Source organism: Nocardiopsis sp. NPDC055824, assembly GCF_053616335.1.
In genome coordinates this window covers 17,101-40,109 of record NZ_JBSHDN010000042.1, presented here as the reverse complement: position 1 = coordinate 40,109, position 23,009 = coordinate 17,101, and the positions used below count along the sequence as shown (strand labels likewise).

Genomic DNA, 23,009 nt, shown 5'->3' with positions numbered 1-23,009 from the left:
GCCCGGAGCCGCAGGCCTCCGGGCCGCGCCGGTCCATGGGGAGTCCACGGGTTACTTGGGCCAGTAGAAGACCTCGGCGGTGGCCGACGTGACCTGCGCGCTCGCGTCCCCGAACTGCGCGACCCGCACCCGCACACGCCTGCCCTTGGCGAGGTTGCCCTTCCAGGCGTAGGTGAAGTGCCCGTTCCCCGCAGCCTGCACCGGACTCTCGATGGGGCGGTTGCGGGCCACCTTCCAGCCGCCGCTGCCGTCGGACTCGTACTCCGTGGCGCGCAGCTGCACCTCGGTCCCCGAGGCCAGCCCCTGGAGGGTGACGCCCACGGAGAGGTCGTAGAGCGCCCCGTCCGGCTCGTCCGGTCCCACGAGGGCGTACAGGTCGCCCCGGTGGCCGTCGTGTCGGCGGTCGAACTTGAGGCTGGCCCACGTGCCGGGTGTCAGCTCCTGTGCGTCGTCCTTCTCGAACCTGCGATGTCTGGGCACGTCATCTCCCTCGGTTTCGTCGGGCTTCTTGGCGAAGGTTCCGTCCTTGACGAGCTTGTAGGCCCTGTCCCCGGGACACGAGGTGGAGATGAAGTCGCGGTGGCCGAGCACCTTGCCGGAGATGGAGGTGTCCGGTTCCATCAGCCACTGGCGCAGCTGGCGGACGGCGTTGATCTGCTCGGGCGTGACGGGGTCCTTCGGGCCCGTGGCCAGGGTCACCGAGTAGTGGGAGGTGTTGCCCCCGGGCTGCGCGGCCTGGGTGCGGTACAGACCGCGGCCTTCCAGGACATATCCGTGCGCACACGCCATGAACGAGTTCCCGGTGAAGTACACCGTGCCCGCCCGTCGGGCGAGCCAGGTACCGTTCGGCGTGGTCGGGCACCAGATGCGACCGTCGTAGGGTTCCTTCGTGATGGAGAAGGCCGACTTCCGCGTTTGCGCGGCCTTGGGCGCGAAGTGGGTCTTGCGCCTCAGTTCGACCTTCCACATGTCGTACTTCGTCGACGGCGTCGGCGGGCGCCTTCGCAACGACGTCGCATATCCCGCCAGGATCACGGCGAACTGGAAGGCCTCCGCCGCCTCCCGGCTCTTCTGGCTGAGGGCCTGTGCGTCGACGGTTCGGCTGTTGTGGCCGTCGGCCAGCAGGGAGGCCTCGATGAACAGGCCGAGCTGAGCCCGTGTGAGGGACCGGAGAAATCCGTATCCGGGAACACGTCCGGGCGCGTGGTCGAGAAGCACCCGACCCGCGTCCACCGAGAGATGGAACTCCACGAGGTGCCGGTTGACTGCTTCCCGCCACCGGGGGACCCCGTCCGCAGCAGTCCCGGAGCGGGGGAAGCCGTCACACGCGGGGCCGAAGAGAGCATGCAGCGCTCCCCTGATCCTGGCCACGTTCTCCGGGTTCTTCTGCTCGGACTGGTAGATGACCACGCCCGTGCTGGGAACGCGGCTCCGGCTCTGCGGCTCGATGTGCCCTTCGGTCCAGAACCACGCCACCAGTTCCACCAGGGCGTCCGACCACTTGGGCTCGGTCGGGAGAGTGACGCACGGAGCGGACAGGGGGATGCGGTCCGCGTACTTCAGGGTCCCGGTGGTCGCCCAGACGCGTTCGCGTCCCTGCTGCGTGCGCTCCGCACGCCCTGTCGCCGCCCATCGACCATCGGCCGACTTCTGGCGTTGCGTCCCTGTGCGGCGATAGAACCGCTCAACAGGCCACCGGTGCTGGGCTGTGGTCAGGGAGGAGTGGCTGTGCCCCTCCATCCTGATCAGCTCGCGCGGTACCGCGGGGAAGACGTTCAGCGCCAGCAGCGGCTGCCACTGGGACATGCCCGTCTCATGGTCGAGGGTGAGGACCACATCGCCTTCGGCGATCTCGTGGAATGTCTTCCAGCCCTCTTCTGTGAAGATCTCCGTCTTTTCGTCGACGCAGTATCCGATGTCGGCCCAGCCGCGGGAGGGGCCGGTGTGGAACTTGCGGGTGTTGCGCCAGTATGTGACACACGCCTCGTGCTTCTTGTCGGCGAGGCCCTGGTCGGCGCTGTCGTAGTGGATGACCAGTCCGGATCGGGGGTTGGCCCTCTCGGCGGGGGAGGATCCCCAGCCGAGGTCGGACCGGGACACGTACTTGCTCGGTCGAGGCATGCACCCCATTGTTGCAAGCCGACACTCCGAAGGGTAGTGAAACGATGACATCGGGTTGAAATCGGCTTACCTGGAACGCCAGGTGTGGCGCTGTCCGCCCCATGGGCCCCACCTGCGACACGATGGTGGCCGATCGACCCCTCTGGAGGTAGCCGGTGCACTCAGCACACACCGTCAGCGTCGTCCGCGAAGCCGAGCGCGCACTCATGGCGCGCGTTCCCGAGGGGGCCCTGATGCGCCGGGCCGCGGCCGGGCTCGCGGCCGAGTGCGCCGGGCTCCTGCCCCGGGTCTACGGGGCGGGGGTGGTGCTCCTGGTCGGCGGCGGCGACAACGGGGGCGACGCCCTGTACGCGGGCGCGCTCCTCGCCTCGCGGGGCGCGTCGGTGCGCGCGCTGGCGGCCGGGCGGACCGTCCACGAGGGCGGCGCCGACGCCCTGCGCGCCGCGGGCGGGCGGATCCTGCCGTTCGCGGGCGGCGCGGCCGAGGAGGCCGCCCTGTTCGACGCCGACCTGGTCGTCGACGGGCTCGTCGGCATCGGCGGGCGCGGCGGACTGCGCGAGCCGCACGCCGCCCTGGCGGTGCTCGCCTCGAACGCCCCCGCCCGGGTGGTCGCCGTCGACGTGCCCAGCGGGGTGGACGCGGACACGGGGGAGGTGGCCGGGCCCGCGGTCCGGGCGGACACCACCGTCACGTTCGGCACCCACAAGCCGGGCCTGTTCGTCGACCCCGGGGCGGAGCGGGCGGGCCGCGTCCGGCTGGTGGACATCGGGCTGGGGCCGGAGCTGTCCGGTCCCGCGCTGGTCCGTCCACAGGCTGTGGACATCGCCGCGCTCCTCCCGGCCCCCGGCGCGGAGCAGGACAAGTACCGGCGGGGCGTCCTCGGCGTCCGCGCCGGCTCCGACCCCTACCGGGGCGCGGCGGTCCTGTGCGTGGGCGGCGCGCTGCGCACCGGCGTCGGGATGGTCCGCTTCGGCGGGGGGAGGGGCGTGGCCGACCAGGTGATCGGCCGCTGGCCGGAGGCCGTCGCCGACCTCCGCGACCCGCAGAGCAGCACCGACCTGTCCCCGGGCCGGGTGGCCGCCGTGGTCATCGGCCCCGGGCGCGGCACCCACCCGGCCAACGCCGACGAGCTCAGGGCGGTCCTGGACAGCGAGGTCCCGGTGCTGGTCGACGCGGACGGGCTGACCCTGCTCACCGGGGGCGGGGGCGGTCCGCTCTCCGCGCTGCTCCGCGAACGGGCGCCGCAGACGCTCCTGACCCCGCACGCGGGCGAGCTCTCACGGCTGCTCGACGTGGACCGGGTCGACGTGGAGGCCCGCCGCCTGGAGCACGCGGCGCGCGCCGCCGACCGGTTCGGTTGCACGGTTCTTCTCAAGGGCTCCACCACCGTGATCGCGCACCCGGGCGCCCCCGCGGTCGCCAACCCGACGGGGACGCCGCTGCTGGCCACCGCGGGGACCGGTGACGTGCTGTCGGGGGCGGTCGGCGCGCTCATGGCGTCCGGACTGCCCGCGCGCGAGGCCGCGACGTGCGGCGCCTACCTGCACGGACGCGCCGCCTCGCTGGCCCGCGGCGGTGCGCCGATCAGCGCGTCCGACCTGCTGGACGCGCTACCGCTCGCGGTGGCCGAGGTCGCCCGGGGCCGCGCCGTGTGACGGGGCCCGCCGGGTCGGCCCGGCCGCCCCGGCGGGTCAGCCGTCCGCCGAGCGGGCGGCGTCGAGGCCGCGCTGCACGATGTCGGTGATGAAGTAGTCGCCGGGGTCGCGTTCGTCGCGCAGCCGGTGCACGAGGGAGTCGTCCACCCACAGGTGCTCGGTGTGCTTGTCGGGCTCCAGTCGCGGCGCCGACAGGTCGCCCTCGACCCGCACCAGGTAGTCGACCTCGTGCCGGGTGACGCCGTCGCCGGGGTCCCAGTCGAGCCGGTACAGCTCCGCGAGCACGCCGACGAGCCGCCAGCCGGTCTCCTCCTCGACCTCGCGGGCCAGGCCCTCGAGCATGGTCTCGCCCTGCTCGACGTGTCCGCCGACGATGTCCCAGCAGTGCGGGAACACCTTGCGGGTCGCGGACCGGCGCTGCGCGAAGACGCGTCCCCGGCCGTCGGCGATGACCGCGCCCGCCACGTGGGTCCTCCCGTCGGCGGTGTCGGGGAACTCGATCCCCGGGGCCACCGCCACGCCCTGCCCGGCCGTCGGCCCCGACCCGCCGGTGCCCGTGCCCCGTCCGTCGGCGCCCGCGCCGCCGCCACCGCTCATGCGTCCTCCTCCTGGTCCGCCGGCGACAAGCCTACGTCGCGGTCGCGGCGCGGCAGGCGCAGGGTGAGGAGCCTGGCCCGCGGCGCCAGTTCGCCGGCGAGCTCGAAGACCGCCTCGGTGCGGGTGCGGTCCTCGTCCAGGACGGAGAACAGGTTGACCCCCAGGTAGAACGTGATCGCCCCGTAGGCGACCTCGCGCGCGGGCAGCAGCCTTCCGAGGGCCGATCCGCCCAGGACGCGGTTCCACTCGTGCTCGATGAACGCGATCCACGGCTCCGCGCGGTCGCGGATCTCCGTGCGGAGCTCGGGCTTGGTGACGGCGGCGGCCACGAGTTCGGAGAACTCGGTGATGTAGCCGCGTTCGAGGTCGGTGCGGTAGATGAGCAGGGCAGCCTCCACGAGCTCCTCCAGGCTCTTCGCGCGCCCGGCGATCTCCCGGTACATGGCCATGCGCTCGGCGCTCGACCGGTCCAGCGCCGCGAGCAGCAGCTGGTCGACCCCGCCGAAGTGGTAGAAGACCAGCGCCGAGTTGGCCTCGGCGCGCGTGGCGATGGCGCGGGCGGACGCCCCGGAGTACCCCTCCTCCCGCAGCACCGCGCAGGCCGCGTCGAGCAGCCTCTCCTTGGTCTCCTCGCTGGTCCGCCGTCCGCCGCCGCTCCTGGCCATGGTCCTCCTCGCGTAGCCCCCTTGCCGGTCGGGGTGTGTTCATCATACGGTTTAATCAAGTGATTAAACCAAGTGCTTTAACCGCTTGATGAAGGGTGCCCCCATGTCCCGAAGCGACGAGCCCGAACCCTTTCCGGCCCACGTCCCCACCCGCGCCCGCTGGACGCTCGCCGCGCTCCTGCTCGCGGCCTTCGCCGGCCTGCTGGCCCTGCGGGCCAACCACTGGGGAGGCCTCGACCAGACGGCGCTGTTCTACGTGGGCCTCCCCGCGGTGATCGCCCTGATCGTCGTGTTCACCGTGCGGGCGCGGAGCGCCACGGGCATCGCGATGGCCGTCACCACCGTCGGCCTCGCGCTGGCGGCGGCCCTGCTCGGCGAGGGCACGGTGTGCCTGGTCATCGCCGCGCCCCTGCTCTACGGCATCGCCGCACTCGTGGCCTGGACGGCGGAGGCCTTCCGGGCCGGCGGCAGGGGCGGACGCCACGCCCTGCTGGGCGTACCGGTCCTCTTCGTCCTCGCCCTGGAGGGCGTCGCCGGGACGAGCCTCCTCCCCCGGGCGGACCAGGGCGAGGGGTCGGTGCTGATCGACGCGGAACCGGAGCGGGTCGCCGCCGCGCTGGCCGCCCCGCCCGGCTACGCGGTCCCCGACGCCCTCTTCCTGCGCGCCGTGCCCTTCCCCCACCCCGTCCGGGCGGCCGGGGAGGGCCTGGAGCCCGGGGACGCCCGCGTCGTCGACTTCACCCCGAGGCGCACCCTCCGGATCGGCTCCGAGCCCACCCCCCGCGACATGGAGCTGGAGGTCGCGGAGAGCGAGTGGGACGGCGACGGCGGCCGCGTGGTCTTCGACGTGGTCCGGGACACGGCGTTCGCGAACTGGATGGACATGCGCCGGGCGGAGGCCGTCTGGGAGAGGGAGGGCGGCGGCACCCGCCTCACCTGGACCGTCGAGTACGAGCGCACCTACGAGCCCTCCTGGTACTTCGGGCCGATCCAGTCGTACACGACCGACCTGGCCGCCGAGTACCTCGCGACGACCTTCCGGGACGCGGTCGCGGGGGCCGGGGAGTGACGGCCGCGGAGGTTCCCGCGGCCCTGGTCCGGGGCGTCGGACTGTTCGTCCCGCTGCTGCTCCTGGCCGCTTTGTGCGCGTGGCGCGCGCCCCGGCCGCGCGAGGTCGCGTCGATGATCGTCGCGGGGGCGTGGGCCCTGCTCACCCTCGTCCCGCTCAACCTGTACGCGGTGCACGCGGGCTGGTGGACCTTCCACGCCGAGGGCGCCGTGTGGCGCGGGATGCCCGTCGACCTGCTGATCGCCTGGGCGGTCCTGTGGGGCGCCCTGCCCGCGCTGATGCTCCGCTTCCTCCCGGTCCCCCTGCTCACCGGCCTGCTCGTGTGGGTCGACGTGATCGTCATGCCGCTCGCCGAACCCGTGGTGGTCCTCGGGCCCCTCTGGCTCCTCGGCGAGTTCGCGGGGTCGGCGCTGTGCCTGATCCCCGCGCTGATGCTGGCCCACTGGACCCGGCGCGGGCAGCTGGTCCGGGCCCGGACGTGGGCGCAGGCCGTCCTGGCCTTCGGGCTCATGGTGGGCCTGCCGCTGTACGCGCTGGACGCCGTCCCCGGCCCGGGGGAGGCGCTGCTCGGCGCCCAGGTCCTCGCGGCGGCGTGCCTGCCGGGCCTGGCCGCGGCCCGCGAGTTCGCGCAGGTGGGCCGCGGCACCCCGCTGCCCTACGACCCGCCGTCGCGCCTGGTCGCCAGCGGCCCCTACGCCTACGTGCGCAACCCCATGCAGGCCACCATTGCCGCCGTCTACCTGGTGCTCGTGCCGGTGACGGGGGACCTCCGGCTGCTGGTCGGCGCCCTGGTCGCGTTCGCCTACGGAGCGGGATTCGCGTCCTGGCACGAGGGCGGGCAGCTGCGCCGGGCCTTCGGGAGCGACTGGGAGGACTACCGCGAGGGCGTGCGACCCTGGCTGCCCCGGTGGCGGCCGTGGCCCGGCCGGACCCCGGGGACCCTCTACGTGGCGGCCGACTGCTCCATGTGCACCGGCCTCGGCGGCTGGATCGCGGCCCGGGCGCCCGTGGCCCTGGAACTGCGCCCGGCGGCGGAACACCCCGAGGTCCTGTACCGCCTCACCTACGAGACGCCCGACGGGCTCCGCCGGAGCGGGGTGGCGGCGCTGGCGCGTGCCCTGGACCACCTCCACCTGGGGTGGGCGTTCGCCGGCTGGGCCCTCGACCTGCCCCTCCTCCGCCACGTCGGGCAGCTGTGCGCCGACGCCTTCGGCGCCGGGCCCCGTGCGTCCCGCGACGTCCGCGGCGCACCGGGCGCACGGCCGAGGGAGGGCCTCCCCTCCGGCGGCGGACGGTGACGGCAGGCGCCCGGAGGCCCCCCCGGGCCCGGCGGCGCCACCGCGCCCTCCCGGTCGGGCGGCGGCCCCGGGCGCCGGGGGAGGCGCGGCGCGGGCCCGCCGCATGACATCACGGCCACAATGCCGCAGAGCGCCTCTTCCGCCGCCGCCCCGCGCCGTTATGCTCGGTCGGGCCGTTCCGTCCGCCAAGGGGCGGGACCGGCCCCCGTATCCGCCCCCCGCACGGCACGAGGACGTCGATGGAAGAACAGGCCATGCTCGCGCGGGACCTCGTCCTTCGTGTCTGTGCCGGAGCGACCGAGCTCGACCCCCAGTGGATCAGGGTCGACGGCAAGGTCACCACGCCCTTCCTCGTGCCCCGGGACCGCAACCTCATCCGCGCGATCGTCTCGGCGGGGCGCGCCATGGGCGTCGACCGGCTCCTGGTGTGCCGGACCCGGCCCGAGTTCTCGTACGACCCCGTCACCGAGGTCCCCCTCGACACCGACACCCTCATCGACCTCATCCGGGGCTGGGGGCCCACCCCCACCGACTTCCTCGTCTGCGTCGAGGACTTCTCCGCCGCCGTCCTGGTCACCGCCGACGAGCTCACGGTCGCGGCCGGGCCCGCCGACTTCGTCCGCGAACTCGTCGGCGCCGACATCCCCCAGGCGCGCGTCCACTTCGGCAACAGGGCCCGCGTCGAGGGCGGGCCCGTCCTCACCCGCGCCGCCCTGCTCTACAACTGCGCCGACACCGGCGCCAGGCACGCCAGGAGCCCGCGCGGTCCCGGACCCGACCTGCCCGAACGCCTCGCCCGCCGGGGCGACCGCCTCCGGGAACGCTCGCCGCGCGCCGTCGGCGCGCTGCGCGCCCTGCGCGGGGCCTGGGGTTGGCTGGCGGTCGTCGCGCTGCTGGTCGCGCCCCTGTTCGTCCCCAGCCTCGACACGGCCCTCCCCGCACTGGCCGCGGCCTTCGTGCTGCTGTTCCAGCTGGCCTGGCCCGCGCGGTCGCGCACCGTCTCCTTCGCGACCCTGCTGCGGGTGGCCGCCCTCGGCGCGCTCCTGCTGTGGCCGCTCGCCCTCGCCGAGGCGGCCGTCGTCGGGCTCCTGGGCGTCGACCCGTACGGGGTCGTCGGCTACACCTATGTCGCGGTGGCCGTGGAGGAGGCCGGCAAGCTCGCGCCGCTCCTCCTCCTCGGCCTGGTGGCCCGGCGGCGGATGCGCCGCCTGGCCGCCGTCGACTTCCTGCTGCTGGCCGCGGCGTCCGGCGCCGGCTTCCAGCTCGCCGAGCACCTGCTCACCGGTGTCTCCACCGGGGGCGGCGACCGGCCCGGCGGCGGGGGGTTCCTCCTGCCGGGCGGGAGCACCGTCACCGACGCCTCCGGCGCGGTCCTCGCGGTCTTCTCCGGCCACGCCGTCACCACCGGCCTGGTCGGGGCGGCCCTCGGGCTCGCCGTCGTCGGCCGCCGCTACGGCGCGTGGCTGTGGCTGCTGCCGCCGGTCGCGTTCACCGCGGCGTTCCTGGAGCACCTCAACCTGAACGCCGTGCTGGCCAACGCGGCCCTCCACCCGGTGTCCGGTTTCGTGCACGGCCTGCTCGGCGGCGGGGTCCTCACCCCGTGGCTGCTGGTCGTCCTCCTCCTGTGCGCCGTGGCGATGGACTACCGGACGATCGGCACCGCGGCCGAGTCGACGCCGCCGCTTCCCGGCCGCCCCCCGCTGGCCGGGCTGCGCCGCAGGGCCCGCGGCAGGTCCGTGGCGATGAGGGTGCGCGTCCCCGCGGACATCGCGCCGCTGTTCCGGAGGCTGGCGCTGTCCTGGGTGGACCTGCCGGTCACGCTCGCCACGACGCTGTCCACGATCGTCCACGAGTTCGCGGTGTCCGCCATCGCCGCGCGGCGCGGCCCCGGGGCCCTCTGCGACACGTGGCGGTTCCTCCGCCGGCGCCGGGCGAACGCCATGGCGGAGGCCCGGTCCGCCGGCCGCCCCTGGCGGAGCCACCCCTCGCAGGAGGAGCTCACCCGGCAGGCGCGCTCACTGGCCCGGCGGCTGGGCCTGGCCGCCACCGGCGGTGTCACGGCGGCGACCGCCTCGTTCGCCGCCGCCGCGGTGTACGCCGCCGCGGCCCCCGGGGCGTCCGGGCCGGGCGGAGCCGCGGACCGGGACGCGCCGGCCTACGCGTTCGTGGCACTGGACCGGCTCCAGCTGTGGCTGGGCGGTCTGACGGGGGCGGAGACCGCGTGGGCCGCGCTCGTGCTGGTCGCGGCGCTCTCCCTGCTGGTCTCCGGCAACGGGGTCCCGCACGCTCACCCGCGCATGCGCGAGTTCCTGCGGGCGCCGACGGCGAACACGGGCGCGATCCTGGGCATGCTCGCCCCGGGCCAGGTCGGCTACGCGCTCCTCGGGCTGGCGGGGCTGCTCCTGCCCCGTCGGGTGGACCGCCTCCTGGTCCGCTGATCCTCCTAGAACCTGTAGGCGCCCCTGCGATGGCGGATGGAGTGGATCTCGATCGCGTCCTTGTCCGGTCGGATCCGGTAGACGATCCGGTAGGTGCCCCTCCGTGCCGAGTGCAGGCCGGCGAAGGGCTCGTCGAGGGGTTTTCCGGCCCGCCAGGGGTTCGTCCTCAAGGGCCCGTTGACGAACTCGTACGCCGCGGAGGCCACGGCCTCGGGAAGTTCCTCGGCGAGGGCACGCCTGGCAGGACCCAGGTAGACGCCCCTCATGCCCGGGGTTCCCTGCCCAGACGCGCCTTCATCAGATCGGCCATGTCCTCCTCGGTGGTGGACTCCTCGGACTCGACCGACTCGGCGGGGTCCCTCCTGGTCTCGGGGTCGGAGAGGATGCTCAGCGCCTCCATCAGGGAGTCGTACCGGGCCACGGACATCATGACGACCGCAGGGCGGCCGTTCTTCGTGAACGTGTAGTCGGCGTGTTCGTGCTGTGCGCGATCAGCGAGCTCGGCGATCCTGGCCTTGGCCTCGGTGACCGGAATGGTCTCCATACTGGTCATTTCGATGACCAGTTATGTCGGCGTCCGCGTACTCAGGGAACCGTGATGCCCGGGGCCGGCTCGAACGCGCGGACCGGCGGCACCGGGCCGGCGAACGGCTCCACCCTCACCCGCACCGTCTGCCCCGTGCACCCCTGGCTCAGCCGTGACGTCCCCACGTCCTCCGTCAGCGCGTTCGGGTTCCCGTGCGCGCACGTCACGCCCGGCGCCGACGGGTCGTACCAGGCGCCGGTGGACAGCTGCACCACGCCCGGCCGCAGCGCTTCGCTCACCACCACGCCCGCCAGGCACGACCCCCGGCCGCTCGACACCCGCACCACGTCGCCGTCGGCGACGCCGCACGCCCGTGCGTCCTCGGGGCCGATCCGCAGCGGCGAGCGCCCCCCGACCTTCTGCGACATGCTGTGCGCGCCCATGTCCTGCTGGCTGTGCAGCCTCCCGCTGGGCTGGTTCGCGAGCAGCACGAGCGGGAACCCGTCGTCCGCGCCGTCCACGGCCGGCCCCGGCAGCCACACCGGGTGCCCCGGGCAGTCCTCGTACCCGAACGACGCGATCGTCTCCGAGAACAGCTCGATCCGCCCGCTCGGCGTCCGCAGGGGCCTGCCCTCCGGGTCGGCCCGGAACTCGCCCAGGAGCGCCTCGTCCTCCACCCGGCCGGGCATCTCCACCCGCCCGCGCTCCCAGAACTCCTCGAACCCCGGCACCTCCGCGCCGTGCCTGGCCACCAGGGACCGCCACCGCTCGTAGACCGACCTCATCCACTGGGCGCTGGTCCGCCCCTCCGTGAACTCCTCGCGCAGCCCGAGCCGCCCGGCCAGGTCGGCGTACGTGTCGTACTCGTCGCGCGCCTGCCCGTGGGGGGACACCGCCCGCGGCATGGCCCGCACGCTCAGGTCGCCCTTGCTGGCCGTCAGGTCGTCGCGTTCCAGCACCGTCGTCGAAGGGATGACGATGTCGGCGTGCCGGGCCGTCGCCGTCCAGTGCGTCTCGTGGACCACCACCGTCTCCGGCCTGCCGAACGCCCTGGTCAGCCGCTCCAGGTCCTGGTGGTGGTGGAACGGGTTGCCGCCCGCCCAGTACACCAGCCGCACGTCCGGGTACCGGCGCTCCTCGCCGTCGAAGTCGTACCGACCGCCCGGCTCCAGCAGCATGTCGGCGATCCGCGCCACCGGGATCGACGAGTCGACGGGGTTGGCGCCCTGCGGCATCCTGGGCAGGCCCATCGGGGTCGAACCGCCCCCGTAGTTGCCCATCGACCCGTACCCCGACGCGAAACCCGCTCCCGGCAGTCCCACCTGTCCCAGGCAGCATGCCAGCGCCAGACCGGCCCACAGCGGCTGCTCGCCGTACCGGGCGCGCTGCACCGACCAGCCCACGTTGACGAGCGTGCGCTTCTCCGCCATGCGCCGTGCCAGCGTCCGAAGCTCGCCGGCCGGGACCCCGCTGATCCGCTCGGCCCACTCGGGCGAGCGCTCCACCCCGGGCCGGTCGCCGCGCTCGTCGCGTTCCCCCAGCACGTAGGAGCGCAGCACGTCCGCGCCGACCGTGTACCGGTCCAGGAAGCGGGTGTCGGCCAGCCCCTCCGTGAACAGGACGTGCATCAGGGCGAGCATCACCGCCGTGTCGGCGCCCGGCGGGATCGACACCCATTCGGCCTTGACGTCCTCGGGGGTGTCGTCGAACAGCGGCGACACCGACACGAACTCCACCCCCGCCTCCGAGGCGGCCCGCATCTCCGGACCGGCGGTCTGGGCCGCCCGGCCCCCCGAGGTCGTCCACGTGTTGGACAGCCGCAGCCCGCCGAAGGTCACCAGCAGCTCGGTGTGCTCGCGGATCTGCGTCCACGCCGGCGCGCGGTGCAGCAGCCGGTTCGCGGCGGGGGTGCCGATGATCCTGGGGAACAGCACCTCGACGGCGCCGTGGCTGTAGGTGGCGACCGACCGCGTGTACCCGCCGATCGTGTTGAGGAAGCGGTGCAGCTGGCTCTGCGCGTGGTGGACGCGCCCGGCGCTGCCCCACCCGTACGAACCGCCGAAGATCGCCGCGTTGCCGTGCTCCGTGCGCACCCGGTCGAGCTCCGCCGCCAGCAGGTCCAGGACCGTGGCCCATTCGACCTCGACGTAGTCGTCGTCCGGGGCGCCGCGGCGCGGGTCGGGGCCCGGGCCGCGCTCCAGCCACCGGCGGCGCACCGCGGGACGGGCCACCCGGGACGCGTGGTGCTGGGCCGCGAGGGTGTTGGCCATCACGGGGGAGGGCGCCGGGTCGTCGGGGTCGGGGCGGACGCCGACGACCCGGTCGTTCTCGACGACCACCTGGTAGCTGCCCCAGTGGGCACTCGTCGGACGCAGCGTGGCGGACATGGTCACTCTCCCTCGGTCACTCCGGCCCCACCGGGGGACCCGTCTCTCACTCTACGCACGCGCAGGTGGGATGATGGGCCCCGCGACCCGTGGACGGCGGCGCCGGGAGCGGCTCCGCCGCGGGGGCGCGCACACAGGCACGGTCGAGCGGAACAGGGACGGCGATGGGCGAACTCAGGTCGCGGCGGTCGGTACTCGCGGTCCCGGGGTCCAACCCCAGGTTCGTGGACAAGGCGAGGGGCCTCGGCACCGACGCCTTCTTCCTGGACCTGGAGGACGCGGTCGCCCCCTCGGAGAAGGAGGACGCCCGCGGCACGGTCGTCCGCGCCCTCACCGAGGGCGGCTGGGACGGACGGGTCAGGTCGGTCCGCGTCAACGACACCACCACGGAGTGGGCCTACCGCGACGTCATCGCCGTCGTGGAGGGCGCCGGGGCCGACCTCGACTCGATCGTCCTCCCCAAGGTCACCGCGGCCCGCGACGTCGAGTGGCTCGACACCCTGCTCACCCAGATCGAGCGCGCCGTCGGCCTCCCGGTCGGCCGCATCGGCATCGAGGCGCAGATCGAGGACGCGCGCGGCCTCGTGAACGTCGACTCGATCGCCGCGTCCTCGCCCCGCCTGGAGTCCCTGGTCTACGGCCCCGCCGACTTCATGGCCTCCATCACCATGAAGAGCCTGGTCGTGGGCGAGCAGCCGCCCGGCTACGACACCGGCGACGCCTACCACTACGTGCTCATGCGCATCCTCACGGCCGCGCGCGCCAACGGCGTCCAGGCCATCGACGGCCCCTGCCTCCAGATCCGCGACGTGGACGCCCTCCGCCGCTCGGCCGGGCGCACCGCCGCCCTGGGCTACGACGGCAAGTGGGTCCTGCACCCGCTCCAGGTGGAGGCCGCCAACGAGGCCTTCTCCCCCTCCCAGGAGGACTACGACCACGCCGAGCTGGTCCTGGACGCCTACGCGCACGCCACGACCGTGGACCGCCGGGGCGCCGTCATGCTCGGCGAGGAGATGCTCGACGAGGCCTCCAGGAAGATGGCGCTCGTGGTCGCGGGCAAGGGCCGGGCGGCCGGGCTGGAGAGGACCCGCGCGTTCGTCCCCGGGTCCTGACCGGCGGAAGCTCTGACACGCGCCCCACCCGCCTCTTACCGCCTTCTCACCCGGATAGGGAACCATGGGCGCCATGGAAGCCACCGCCACGGTCCTGGTCGCCGACGACGACCGCGCGATCAGGGACTCACTGGAACGCGCCCTCCAACTGGAGGGCTACAGCGTCCGGACGGTCGCGGACGGGGTCCAGGCGCTCGCCGCGGTGCACGCCGACCCCGTCGACCTGCTCGTCCTCGACGTGATGATGCCCGGCGTGGACGGGCTGGGGGTGGCCAGGGTGCTGCGGGCCGAGCACGACCGCACGCCCATCCTCATGCTCACCGCCCGCGTGGAGACGCCCGACCGGGTGGCGGGGCTGGACGCGGGGGCCGACGACTACCTCGCCAAGCCGTTCGAGCTGGACGAGCTCCTCGCCCGGCTGCGGGCCCTCCTGCGCAGGGCCGCGCCCGTTCCCGAGGACACCGCCGACGAGGGCCCCCTGCGGGCGGGGGAGCTGCGCCTGGACCCGCGCGCCCGCCGGGTGTGGCGCGGCGAACGCGAGATCGAGCTGTCCAAGACCGAGTTCGACCTCCTCGAGCTCCTCATCCGCAACACGGGGATCGTCCTGGACCACGCCACCATCTACGACCGCATCTGGGGCTACGACTTCGGTCCGGAGTCCAAGAACCTCGCCGTCTACATCAGCTACCTCCGCCGCAAGCTGGAGGACGGTGGCCCGCCGCTCATCCAGACCGTGCGCGGAGTCGGGTACACGCTCCGCCCGCAGGGGTGACGGGCGTGCGAACGCCCGCCGCCGACGGCCGCGGGGACGGCGCCGGTCCGGACGTGCCGGGCCCCGGGGCCGCCGGCGCCCACGCCGCCCTCCCTTGGCGCGGCGGCGTGGTGCTCAACCCGCGCGGCTGGCGGCTGGGAACCCGCTTCGCGGTCATCTTCGCGCTGGTGGCCACCGTGATCATCGCCCTGGTCGGCACCCTGGCCTACACCACCGCCGCCGCCCTCATCCGCGCCGACGTCAGGAACGGGTTCGAGAGCACCGTCGCCGACCTGTCCGACAAGCTCGTCGAGATCCACGGGCAGGAGGGCGGCGGGCCCTCCGCCGGCCCCATCCCGTTCCTGTCCAGCGACAACCTCCAGGTGCAGCTCCTCGGCCCCGACGGCCGCCGCACCGTCAGCGTCGAGGACCCCGCCGAGGTCGTCTTCTTCACCCCCTCCGACGCGGACATGGAACTGGCCGCGACGGCCAGGCCGGGCGTCGTCGACATGCGCGAGCAGTCCATCGAGGGGCAGGCCTACCGGATGGCCACGGTCTCCGTCGGCGACGGCGCCGGAGCCCTGCAGCTCCTCCAGCGGCTGTCGCCCACCGAGCTGATGCTCGACCGCCTCGCCACCCAGATCCTGTGGGTGGGCCTGCTCGTCGCCCTCTGCGCCGCGGCGGTGGGCTGGCTGGTCGGCCACCGCACCACCGGGCGCCTCGTCCGCCTCACCGACGCCGCGGAGTACGTCAGCTCCACGGGCCGCCTCGACCCCGTCGGTCCCGGCGACGCGCACGAGGAGGGCAACCACGACGAGGTCGACCGCCTCGGCAGCGCCTTCAACGCGATGCTCGCCCGCCTGGCCAGGTCCAAGGAGGAGCAGCGCCGACTCGTCCAGGACGCCGCGCACGAGCTCCGCACCCCGCTCACCAGCCTCTACACCAACGTCCAGGTGCTGGGGAGGGTGGACCGGCTCAGCCCCGAGGCGCGGGAGAGCCTCATCGACGACCTGCGCGGGGAGACCCGCGAGCTCACCGCGCTCGTCAACGAGCTGGTCGGACTCGCCACCGGCGACCACGAGGACGAGGCGATGCGCGCGGTCCCCCTGAGGGAGGTCGTCGACAGGGTCGCCGAGCGCACCCGCAGGCGCACCGGGCGGGACATCGTCGTGGACGCCGACGACAGCGTGGTGTGGGGGCGCCCCGGCTCCCTGGAGCGGGCCGTCGCCAATCCGGTGGAGAACTCCGCCAAGTTCGACCCCGACGGCACCGCGCCCATCGAGATCCGCGTCCGGGCGGGCGCGGTCGAGGTACTGGACCGCGGCCCCGGCATCGACCCGGAGGAGCTGGGCCGCGTCTTCGAGCGCTTCTACCGCGCCACCGTCGCCCGGGGCCTGCCCGGCTCCGGGCTCGGACTGTCCATGGTGAAGGAGATCGCCCAGGCCCATGGCGGCCGGGTGTTCGCCCGCAACCGCGAGGGGGGCGGCGCCGCCATCGGGTTCCAGCTGCCGGAGCACAGGCCCGGGGGGCCGGAGGCTCCGCCGGGCTGAGGGTGCGGGGCCTGCCGGGGCGCCGCCTCCCGCGGGCGGACCGGGAGCGGGACGGCGGGGTCCCGGGCCCGTGTCCCGGGGGCGCCGCTCCGCGGTGGGCGGTCCCGCGTGGCCGCGCCGGTCCGGGCCCCTCCTCCGGGGCGGGTGGTTCGGCGCCGCCGTCAGCCGCTCAGGACGGCCCCGGCCGCGGTGGACGCCGGGACCGCCGTTCCCTCCGCTGCCTCCAGGTAGATCCGCTCGAACCGCTCCAGGGAGTCCTCCAACCGGTGCCGCGAGGCCATCGCCCGGCTGTGCTCGCCCATCCTCAGGCGCCCGCCCTCGTCCGCGACCACGTCCTCGATCCTCGCGGCCAGCTCCTCAGGGCTGCCCGGCCGGTACAGGTACCCGTTGCGGCCCTCCTCCACCAGGTGCGGCAGCGCCATGGCGTCCGCCGCCACCACCGGCAGGCCGCTCGCCATCGCCTCCAGGGTCGCGATGCTCTGGAGTTCGGCGACGCCCGCGATCGCGAACACGTCCGCGCACCGGTACACGTCGGGCAGGTCCTCCTGCGACACGAAACCCAGGAACACCACCCGGTCCGCCACGCCCTCGGCCACGGCCAGCTCCTCCAGGCTCCGCCGGTACGCGCCGTGCCCGGCCAGCAGCAACTGGGCTGAGGCCGTCCGCGCCGTCGCCCGCACCAGCTCCTCGGCGCGCTTCTCCTCGTCCAGCCGGCCCACGAACAGCACCGTCGTCCGGTCGGGGACGCCCAGCCGCGCGCGCAGCCGCCGCTTGGTCGCCGCCCCGCCGTCCAGGGGGCTGAACCCGGCCAGGTCGACCCCGCAGGACACCGGCTCGACCGGCTTGGCGAACCCCTGCTCCCGCAGCAGCCCGGCCGCCGCGGGCGTCGGGGTCGTCACGTGTTCCGTCCGGGACAGCACGGCGCCCAGGTCCCACCAGGCGATCCGGGCGGCGTACGGGCGCAGCGGCCCGGGGACGCGCACGTAGTCGAAGAGGTTCTCCGGCATGAAGTGGTTGGTCGCGACCACGGGGACGCCCCTGGCGCGGGCCGCCGCGGCCAGCATCCGGCCGACGAGGAAGTGGTTCTGGATGTGCACCGCGTCCGGCTCCAGCCGGTCCAGCAGCAGGTCCAGGTGCCCGCGCACCCCCAGGGGGACCGCGAGGCGCACGCTGTCGTGGACGAGGGAGGACATCGAGCGGAGCCTGTGCTCGACCACCCCGTCCCGTTCGACCGTGCGGGGCGAGCCCTCCGGGGAGGGGCACACGACGTGCACCCGGGCGCCGCGCCCGGCCAGGCCGCGGGCGAGGCGCTCGGTGAAGTAGGCGGCGCCGTTCACGTCCGGGGGGTAGGTGTCGGTGCCGATCAGCACCCGGGGCCGGCGCTCCGGGCCGCCGGCCGGCCGGGGAGGGGGCGCCGTCGTGGGGGAGGCTGAAGCGAAGGACGTGGACATGGACCGGATCTCCTGGCTGTCGGGTCGCCGCGTACGCACGAGTGTGACCCACCCGCGTTGACCGTCGCCGACCTTCCGGTGACGGAGGGGCGACCGCTCAGGTAGCACACGGCGCAGAGAAGGATACTCTGCGTGTTCACCCGTGTGCGCAAGCGCACCGTGATGTGGCCGATCGGTGATCTCCGCCGGACCCGGGAGGGCGGGGCCCGGGGACCCCGGGGGCCGGGGCGGTGGCCGCCCGCGGACGGCGCGGCGGGGCGGGGCGGGAACGGCGACGGGGCGGCCCCGGGCCGAGAGCCCGGGACCGCCCCGTGGAGAGGGACCGCGACCGCGTCCGGTCAGTTGCCCCCGTCCTGCTCCGCCTCGTTCTCGACGGACTCCGAACTCTGCTCGCCGAGTGTGACGGCCACGTCCTGGGGGGAGCCGCTGCCGCCGGACACCACCCCGAAGGTGACCTCCTCGCCCGGCTGCCGGGAGCGGATCTCGGCGATCAGCTGGTCCGGCGTCGTGACGGCCCGGCCGTCCACGGACACCACCACGTCGCCCGCCGACAGGCCGGCCTCGTCCGCGGCGCCGCCCTCGACCACCTCGACGACCTCGGCCCCGCCGCCGCGGCTGTTGGTGATGGTGGCCTCGATGGCCGGGTAGCTCGCGCTGCCGTCCTCGATCAGCTGCTCGGCGATGGGACGGGCCTGGTTGACCGGGATGGCGAAGCCCAGGCCCACGGAACCGCTGTCCTGGGAGATCCCCGCGATCGCGGTGTTGATGCCGATCACCTCGCCGGCCATGTTCACCAGCGGGCCGCCCGAGTTGCCGGGGTTGATCGCCGCGTCCGTCTGGATCGCGTTGATCACCGTCGAGGTCTGGCCGTTGCCGTTCTCGGTGGCGCCCGTGTTCACCGGCCGGTTCAGGGCGCTCACCACGCCCGTGGTGACCGTCCCGGACAGGCCCAGCGGGGAGCCGATCGCGACCACGTCCGCGCCCACGCCGACCTGCTCGGAGTCGCCGAGGGTGGCCGGTTCGAGGTCGTTGCGCCCCTCGGCCTGGATGACCGCGATGTCGGAGACCGTGTCGGCGCCCAGCACCTCGGCGGGGGCGGAGGTCCCGTCGTTGAACAGCACCTCCAGCGGGCCGCCCCCGGACGCCTCCACCACGTGCGCGTTCGTGAGGATCTGGCCGTCGGAGGAGATGACCACGCCGCTGCCGCCGCCGTTGGCGGTCTGGATCGACACCACGCTCGGCAGGACGCTCTCGGCGACCTCGCCGACCGCCCCCTCCGTGGGCGTGCTGCCCTGCTCGCCCGTCAGGGAGCTCACCGGGGAGCCCAGGCCGTTCGGGAAGAGGTAGGCGGTGCCCAGGGCCGCGGCCGGACCGACGATCAGGCTCGTGACCAGCGCGGTCACGGCGGCGATCGTCACGACCCGCCCGCCCCGCTTCTTGCCGCCGTCGGCCGCGGGGCCGGGCGCGGCAGCGCCGTACGGGGGGTGGCCGTGGCCGCCCGGACCGAAGCCCGAGCCGTCGCCGAACGGGGGCGGGCCGCCGGGCCCGCCCGGAGCGCCCGGACCGCCGGGCGCCCCCGGGCCGTTCGGGCCGCCGGGTCCCTGCGGACCGCCGTACGGACGGCCGTGCCCGGCCTGGTGCGCGGCGAACTGGTCGGGCAGGCCGCCCGCCGGACCGCCGGGGCCGCCGACGTGCGGCGGGAACGTGTACGAGGCGCGGTCCGCCTCGTTGGGACCCGTGGCCCACCGCGGGGCGTGCTCCGGCGGGGAGAAGCGCGGACCGGTTCCGGTCACGTGCGCCCCCGCGTGCTGCACGGGGTGTCCGGGGTGGGCCGTGCCCGGGTGCTCCCCGTACCCCCCGTGCGGCAGGGGCCGCTGCTCCGCCGCGAACGGCGGGCCCGCGTGACCCTCCGCCTGCGCGGGCCGCCCCTCGGCGTCCTCCGGGCCGGCGGTCCCCGTTCCGGCGTCCTCCGGCCCGGGGGCCCCGGATCCGCTGCCCTCGGCCGCCTGCGGCGCGGACGACCGGTCCTCGTGCCCGGCGGGAACGCCCCCGCGCTCCCCGCCGGGCACGGGCTCGTGCGCCCCGCCGTCGGCGGAGGAGTGTCCCTGACCGGACGGCACCTGCTGGTCGGTCGGCTCGGCGGGGAGGCGGGCGTTCCCGGCCGCCGCACCGGGCTCGGTACCTGTACTCGGTTCGTTGGGGTTCAACTCATCCTCCGACTGGCGGGACGATGTCTAGTGGACGGGATCCATCATGCGCCGCATGGGTTAGAACAGGGTGAGAGCCCGATATACCAGGGTTTCGAGTCCGTGCCGGGGGGCGGCGGACCGGAGGCCGGCGGGGGCGCGCGCTCCCCGGGCCGCCTCTGCGGGGGCCGGACCCCGCGGCCCTCGGAGCTCCCGTGCCTGCAAGAACCTTATGCACCACAATGTCCGGAACAATACCGCGCCGGGGCTCCGGCTACACGTGAGAAGGGCCGACCTTGATCAAGATCGTGCTGGCCGATGACGAACACCTCGTCCGAGGGGCCATCGCGGCCCTCCTCGGTCTGGAGGAGGACCTGGAGGTCGTCGCGCAGGTGGGCCGCGGCGACCAGGTGGTCGACGCGGTCCTCGGACACGGCGCCTCCATCGCCGTCCTGGACATCGAGATGCCCGGCGGCACCGGCCTCGAGGTGGCCGCACAGCTCAAGCAGAGCGCGCCCGGCTGCGGCGTCGTCATCCTCACCAGCTTCGGCCGCCCCGGCTACCTGCGCCGGGCCCTCGCCTCGGGGGCGCGCGGGTTCCTCGCCAAGGACGCCCCGGTCGACCAGCTCGCGGGCGCCATCCGGCGGGTGCACGGGGGAGGGCGCTACATCGACACCGACCTCGCGGCCGCCGCGATGGTCGGAGGGGAGAGCCCCCTGACCGACCGCGAGGCCGAGGTGCTCCGTGCCGCGTCCGACGGGGCCACCGTCGCCAGGATCGCCGCCGCCCTGCACCTGACCGAGGGGACGGTCCGCAACTACCTCTCCAACGCCATCGGCAAGACCGGTGCGGACAACCGCATGTCGGCCATCCGCACGGCGCAGGACATGGGCTGGCTGTGACGGGGAGCCCGGTCCCCGTCACAGGAAGCGCAGCACCAGCATGGCCGTGTCGTCCGTGTGGCCGCCCGGCGCGTACTCCTCCAGCTCGCGGTCGATCCGGCTGATGACCGCCTGCGCGGTCAGGCCGGAGCACCCGGAGAAGATCTCCAGCAGACCCTCGTCGCCGAGCATGTCCGTGTTGCTGCGCCGCTCGGTGACGCCGTCGGTCACCGCGAGGACCACCTCGCCGGGACGGATGTCGACGCTCTCCGTGGTGAAGCCCACGTCCTCGAACGCCCCCAGGAGGGGCTGCGACATCCCGAAGTTCTCGACCTCGCCCTTCTGGTTGAGCCGCATCGGGAGGGGATGGCCCGCGGACACCATCCGTACGCGCATCCCTCCGCCCTCGTCGGTGGCCGGGGTCATCTCCCCGTAGAGCATGGTGAGGAAGCGGGTGGAGGTGTTCTCGTCCAGGATCGCCATGTTCAGCCGCTGCATGATGTGCGACGGGGTGAACCCCTCCTTGGCCAGGGCGCGCAGGGTGTGCCGGGCCAGGCCGGTCACCGCCGCGGCCTCCGGTCCGGTCCCGCACACGTCGCCGATGGCGAAGCACCAGCGGCCGCTCGCGGCGAACACGTCGTAGAAGTCGCCGCCGACCTGGTTCTTCTCGTCCGCGGGGCGGTAGAACACCGCGTGGTCCACGCTCGGGATCACCGGCTCCTTCTCCTTCGCGGGAAGGAGGCTGCGCTGGAGGGCGCTGCTCATCGCCGCCTGCTTCTCGTGCAGGCGGGCGTTCTCCATGGCGGAGGCCACGCGGCGGCTGAGGTCGTCCGCGACGTCGACCTCCTCGCGGGTGAAGTCGTCCGCCTCGTTCTTGCCGATCGTCATCCGGCCGAGCGCGCGGCCGTGCGCCACCAGCGGGATGCTGATCGCGGGACCGCTGGCCAGCTCGCGGACCAGCTGCTCGTCGAGCCCCTCCTCGGCGAGCTCGGCGGGCGACCACAGGGGCTGCGGCTCGCGCTGCTCCCGCGGCGGCAGCCCGGTCAGCAGGGCGCGCAGGACGTCGTTGTAGTTCTCGTCCCCGTGCACCACGTGGGTGAGCTGGGAGCTGCCCAACTCGTTGATGGTGTGGATGGAGCACCACCGGCCCAGTCGGGAGGTGATCAGCTGGGCGGCGAGCGCGCCCGTCATCCGCTCGTCCAGCGTGCCCGCGAGCAGGTCGCTGGCCTCGGCCAGGAAGCTCAGCGACGCGCGCCGGTTGAGCTCGACCTCGGCCAGGCGCGAGCGCTCCACCGGAAGCGCGATGAGGTCCGCGCCCTCCTGGAGCTTCCTGGCGGCGGACGGACCGAAGTGCCTGGCCCGCCTGGAGGCGACCCCGAGCAGGCCGGCCACCCGGCCGTCCACGATCAGCGGCGCCGTCACCAGCGAGCGCATCCCCGCCCGCGACAGGCGGCCGCGCCCGGTGCGGGCGATCATCAGGTCGTCGTTGATCACCGCGCCGGGCTCGGGCGCGGCGGACGGGAAGGTCTCCTCGGTGCGCACGCGCAGCGGCCGCCACGGCGCCCCGCCCGGGGTCAGCCCGACGGCGGCGCGCACCTCCCACATGGTCTCGTCGGAGGTCGCCAGCGTGATGTAGGCGGCATCGCCGCCCAGGGCGGTCGCCGCGTACTCCACGGTGCGCTCCAGCAGCTGCGGCAGGGTCAGCCGCGAGCCGAGGGCGGCGTCCAGCGCCGACCACGGCGCGGGGCGCACCTGACGGGCCGGACCGCGCCGCACCTGGGGCGACTCCAGCGAGGGGTGCTCGCCGGGGGCGTCCTCGATCCGGAACCACACCGCCTTGTCGTTGCGCCCGTAGCTCACGCCCCAGCTGGACGCGATCGCGGACGCCAGGGCCAGCCCCAGCCCGCCGCTGCGCTCGTCGTCCCTGGACGGCGAGGTGTCCACGGCCAGCGGACCGGCCTGGGGCACGGCGCGCTCGGGCGCGGAGTCGGTGACCATCACCTCGGTCGCGCCCTCGGCCCGGCGCACGGTCACGTCCAGGCTCGACCTCGCGTGGATGACGGCATTGGTCACCAGCTCGCTGACCAGCAGGATCACGTCGTCGAACGGATCGGGGACGCCCCAGGAGAGGAGGGTGTCGTGAACGAACTCACGGGCAGCGGCCGCGGTCTCCGGGGCAGGAGGGAACTCTCGTCGAGCGACCTTCAACGCGTCGTGTGCTGGCAAGCCGTCGGTGTCCTTCGTCGCTGGATACGGGCGAGGGGGTGGTGGTCACTGACACGATACGCGTGCGCCCGCCCTCGGATCCCGGGGTATCGCCCG

General features: G+C 74.4%; 17 protein-coding genes. 8 read left to right on the top strand and 9 right to left on the bottom strand.

The genetic code is table 11. From position 1 onward, the window contains the following. Nucleotides 1-51: 51 nt before the first annotated feature. Entirely contained in the window at nt 52-2,121 is a 2,070-nt protein-coding gene (locus tag ACWGL3_RS11830; RefSeq protein WP_346660220.1) for a hypothetical protein, read from the bottom strand. Between the two features lie 155 nt (nt 2,122-2,276). Here ACWGL3_RS11830 and ACWGL3_RS11825 point away from each other — a divergent pair, with 155 nt between their 5' ends. Further along, nucleotides 2,277-3,776: an NAD(P)H-hydrate dehydratase gene (locus ACWGL3_RS11825; RefSeq protein ID WP_452461251.1), complete on the top strand. Its 1,500-nt coding sequence runs from the start codon at nt 2,277-2,279 to the stop codon at nt 3,774-3,776. A gap of 36 nt (nt 3,777-3,812) precedes the next feature. Here ACWGL3_RS11825 and ACWGL3_RS11820 read toward each other — a convergent pair whose 3' ends face one another. Both ACWGL3_RS11820 and ACWGL3_RS11815 read right to left on the bottom strand, forming a co-directional pair. Then, complete coding sequence (locus tag ACWGL3_RS11820; protein WP_352983906.1) at nt 3,813-4,373, bottom strand: NUDIX domain-containing protein; 561 nt, start codon at nt 4,371-4,373, stop codon at nt 3,813-3,815. Further along, complete coding sequence (locus ACWGL3_RS11815) at nt 4,370-5,038, bottom strand: TetR/AcrR family transcriptional regulator (protein WP_267946636.1); 669 nt, start codon at nt 5,036-5,038, stop codon at nt 4,370-4,372. Before ACWGL3_RS11815 ends, ACWGL3_RS11820 begins: the two co-directional genes overlap by 4 nt. 103 nt (nt 5,039-5,141) lie before the next feature. On the opposite strand from ACWGL3_RS11815, the gene ACWGL3_RS11810 reads away from it, so the two are divergent. The 3 genes from ACWGL3_RS11810 (at nt 5,142) to ACWGL3_RS11800 (ending at nt 9,843) form a co-directional block, all read left to right on the top strand. Continuing rightward, a complete protein-coding gene (locus tag ACWGL3_RS11810; RefSeq protein ID WP_267946635.1) occupies nt 5,142-6,107 on the top strand; it encodes a hypothetical protein in 966 nt (321 codons plus the stop codon). Continuing rightward, a complete protein-coding gene (locus ACWGL3_RS11805) occupies nt 6,104-7,405 on the top strand; it encodes a methyltransferase family protein (protein WP_452461250.1) in 1,302 nt (433 codons plus the stop codon). The genes ACWGL3_RS11810 and ACWGL3_RS11805 overlap by 4 nt, the downstream gene beginning before the upstream one ends. A gap of 239 nt (nt 7,406-7,644) precedes the next feature. After that, complete coding sequence (locus ACWGL3_RS11800; protein WP_452461249.1) at nt 7,645-9,843, top strand: PrsW family intramembrane metalloprotease; 2,199 nt, start codon at nt 7,645-7,647, stop codon at nt 9,841-9,843. Nucleotides 9,844-9,848: 5 nt separating this feature from the next. On the opposite strand, the gene ACWGL3_RS11795 is transcribed toward ACWGL3_RS11800, so the two are convergent. Genes ACWGL3_RS11795 through ACWGL3_RS11785 form a run of 3 tightly spaced genes read right to left on the bottom strand, consistent with a single transcriptional unit; the run spans nt 9,849 to nt 12,756 of the window. After that, complete coding sequence (locus ACWGL3_RS11795; protein WP_267946632.1) at nt 9,849-10,109, bottom strand: type II toxin-antitoxin system RelE family toxin; 261 nt, start codon at nt 10,107-10,109, stop codon at nt 9,849-9,851. Next, a complete protein-coding gene (locus ACWGL3_RS11790; RefSeq protein ID WP_267946631.1) occupies nt 10,106-10,396 on the bottom strand; it encodes a type II toxin-antitoxin system Phd/YefM family antitoxin in 291 nt (96 codons plus the stop codon). The genes ACWGL3_RS11795 and ACWGL3_RS11790 overlap by 4 nt, the downstream gene beginning before the upstream one ends. A 32-nt stretch (nt 10,397-10,428) precedes the next feature. Further along, complete coding sequence (locus tag ACWGL3_RS11785) at nt 10,429-12,756, bottom strand: molybdopterin-dependent oxidoreductase (protein WP_452461248.1); 2,328 nt, start codon at nt 12,754-12,756, stop codon at nt 10,429-10,431. 164 nt (nt 12,757-12,920) lie between these two features. Here ACWGL3_RS11785 and ACWGL3_RS11780 point away from each other — a divergent pair, with 164 nt between their 5' ends. From ACWGL3_RS11780 to ACWGL3_RS11770, 3 genes are all read left to right on the top strand, one after another. Then, on the top strand, nt 12,921-13,868 hold the full coding sequence (locus ACWGL3_RS11780; RefSeq protein ID WP_452461247.1) for an HpcH/HpaI aldolase/citrate lyase family protein: 948 nt from the start codon (nt 12,921-12,923) through the stop codon (nt 13,866-13,868). Nucleotides 13,869-13,941: 73 nt separating this feature from the next. After that, nucleotides 13,942-14,640: a response regulator transcription factor gene (locus tag ACWGL3_RS11775; protein ID WP_267946628.1), complete on the top strand. Its 699-nt coding sequence runs from the start codon at nt 13,942-13,944 to the stop codon at nt 14,638-14,640. 107 nt (nt 14,641-14,747) lie between these two features. Then, the gene (locus ACWGL3_RS11770; RefSeq protein ID WP_267950525.1) at nt 14,748-16,169 is read left to right on the top strand and encodes a sensor histidine kinase; all 1,422 of its coding nucleotides are present in this window, start codon (nt 14,748-14,750) and stop codon (nt 16,167-16,169) included. A gap of 161 nt (nt 16,170-16,330) precedes the next feature. Here ACWGL3_RS11770 and ACWGL3_RS11765 read toward each other — a convergent pair whose 3' ends face one another. Together ACWGL3_RS11765 and ACWGL3_RS11760 are read right to left on the bottom strand one after the other, a co-directional pair. Then, nucleotides 16,331-17,620, bottom strand: a complete 1,290-nt coding sequence (locus ACWGL3_RS11765) for a glycosyltransferase (RefSeq protein ID WP_452461246.1) — start codon at nt 17,618-17,620, stop codon at nt 16,331-16,333. Nucleotides 17,621-17,958: 338 nt separating this feature from the next. Next, entirely contained in the window at nt 17,959-19,827 is a 1,869-nt protein-coding gene (locus ACWGL3_RS11760) for a trypsin-like peptidase domain-containing protein (RefSeq protein ID WP_452461245.1), read from the bottom strand. Nucleotides 19,828-20,102: 275 nt separating this feature from the next. Here ACWGL3_RS11760 and ACWGL3_RS11755 point away from each other — a divergent pair, with 275 nt between their 5' ends. After that, nucleotides 20,103-20,708, top strand: coding sequence for a response regulator transcription factor (locus ACWGL3_RS11755; RefSeq protein WP_267946625.1), 606 nt, complete (start codon nt 20,103-20,105; stop codon nt 20,706-20,708). Between the two features lie 18 nt (nt 20,709-20,726). Here ACWGL3_RS11755 and ACWGL3_RS11750 read toward each other — a convergent pair whose 3' ends face one another. Continuing rightward, nucleotides 20,727-22,895, bottom strand: a complete 2,169-nt coding sequence (locus tag ACWGL3_RS11750) for a SpoIIE family protein phosphatase (protein WP_267950524.1) — start codon at nt 22,893-22,895, stop codon at nt 20,727-20,729. Nucleotides 22,896-23,009: the final 114 nt, after the last annotated feature.

Coding starts and splice junctions, on each gene's coding strand:
- ACWGL3_RS11830 (WP_346660220.1), bottom strand. CDS start 2,121: ATGCCTCGACCGAGCAAGTACGTGTCCCGGTCCGACCTCGGCTGGGGA.
- ACWGL3_RS11820 (WP_352983906.1), bottom strand. CDS start 4,373: ATGAGCGGTGGCGGCGGCGCGGGCGCCGACGGACGGGGCACGGGCACC.
- ACWGL3_RS11815 (WP_267946636.1), bottom strand. CDS start 5,038: ATGGCCAGGAGCGGCGGCGGACGGCGGACCAGCGAGGAGACCAAGGAG.
- ACWGL3_RS11810 (WP_267946635.1), top strand. CDS start 5,142: ATGTCCCGAAGCGACGAGCCCGAACCCTTTCCGGCCCACGTCCCCACC.
- ACWGL3_RS11800 (WP_452461249.1), top strand. CDS start 7,645: ATGGAAGAACAGGCCATGCTCGCGCGGGACCTCGTCCTTCGTGTCTGT.
- ACWGL3_RS11795 (WP_267946632.1), bottom strand. CDS start 10,109: ATGAGGGGCGTCTACCTGGGTCCTGCCAGGCGTGCCCTCGCCGAGGAA.
- ACWGL3_RS11790 (WP_267946631.1), bottom strand. CDS start 10,396: ATGACCAGTATGGAGACCATTCCGGTCACCGAGGCCAAGGCCAGGATC.
- ACWGL3_RS11785 (WP_452461248.1), bottom strand. CDS start 12,756: ATGTCCGCCACGCTGCGTCCGACGAGTGCCCACTGGGGCAGCTACCAG.
- ACWGL3_RS11780 (WP_452461247.1), top strand. CDS start 12,921: ATGGGCGAACTCAGGTCGCGGCGGTCGGTACTCGCGGTCCCGGGGTCC.
- ACWGL3_RS11775 (WP_267946628.1), top strand. CDS start 13,942: ATGGAAGCCACCGCCACGGTCCTGGTCGCCGACGACGACCGCGCGATC.
- ACWGL3_RS11765 (WP_452461246.1), bottom strand. CDS start 17,620: ATGTCCACGTCCTTCGCTTCAGCCTCCCCCACGACGGCGCCCCCTCCC.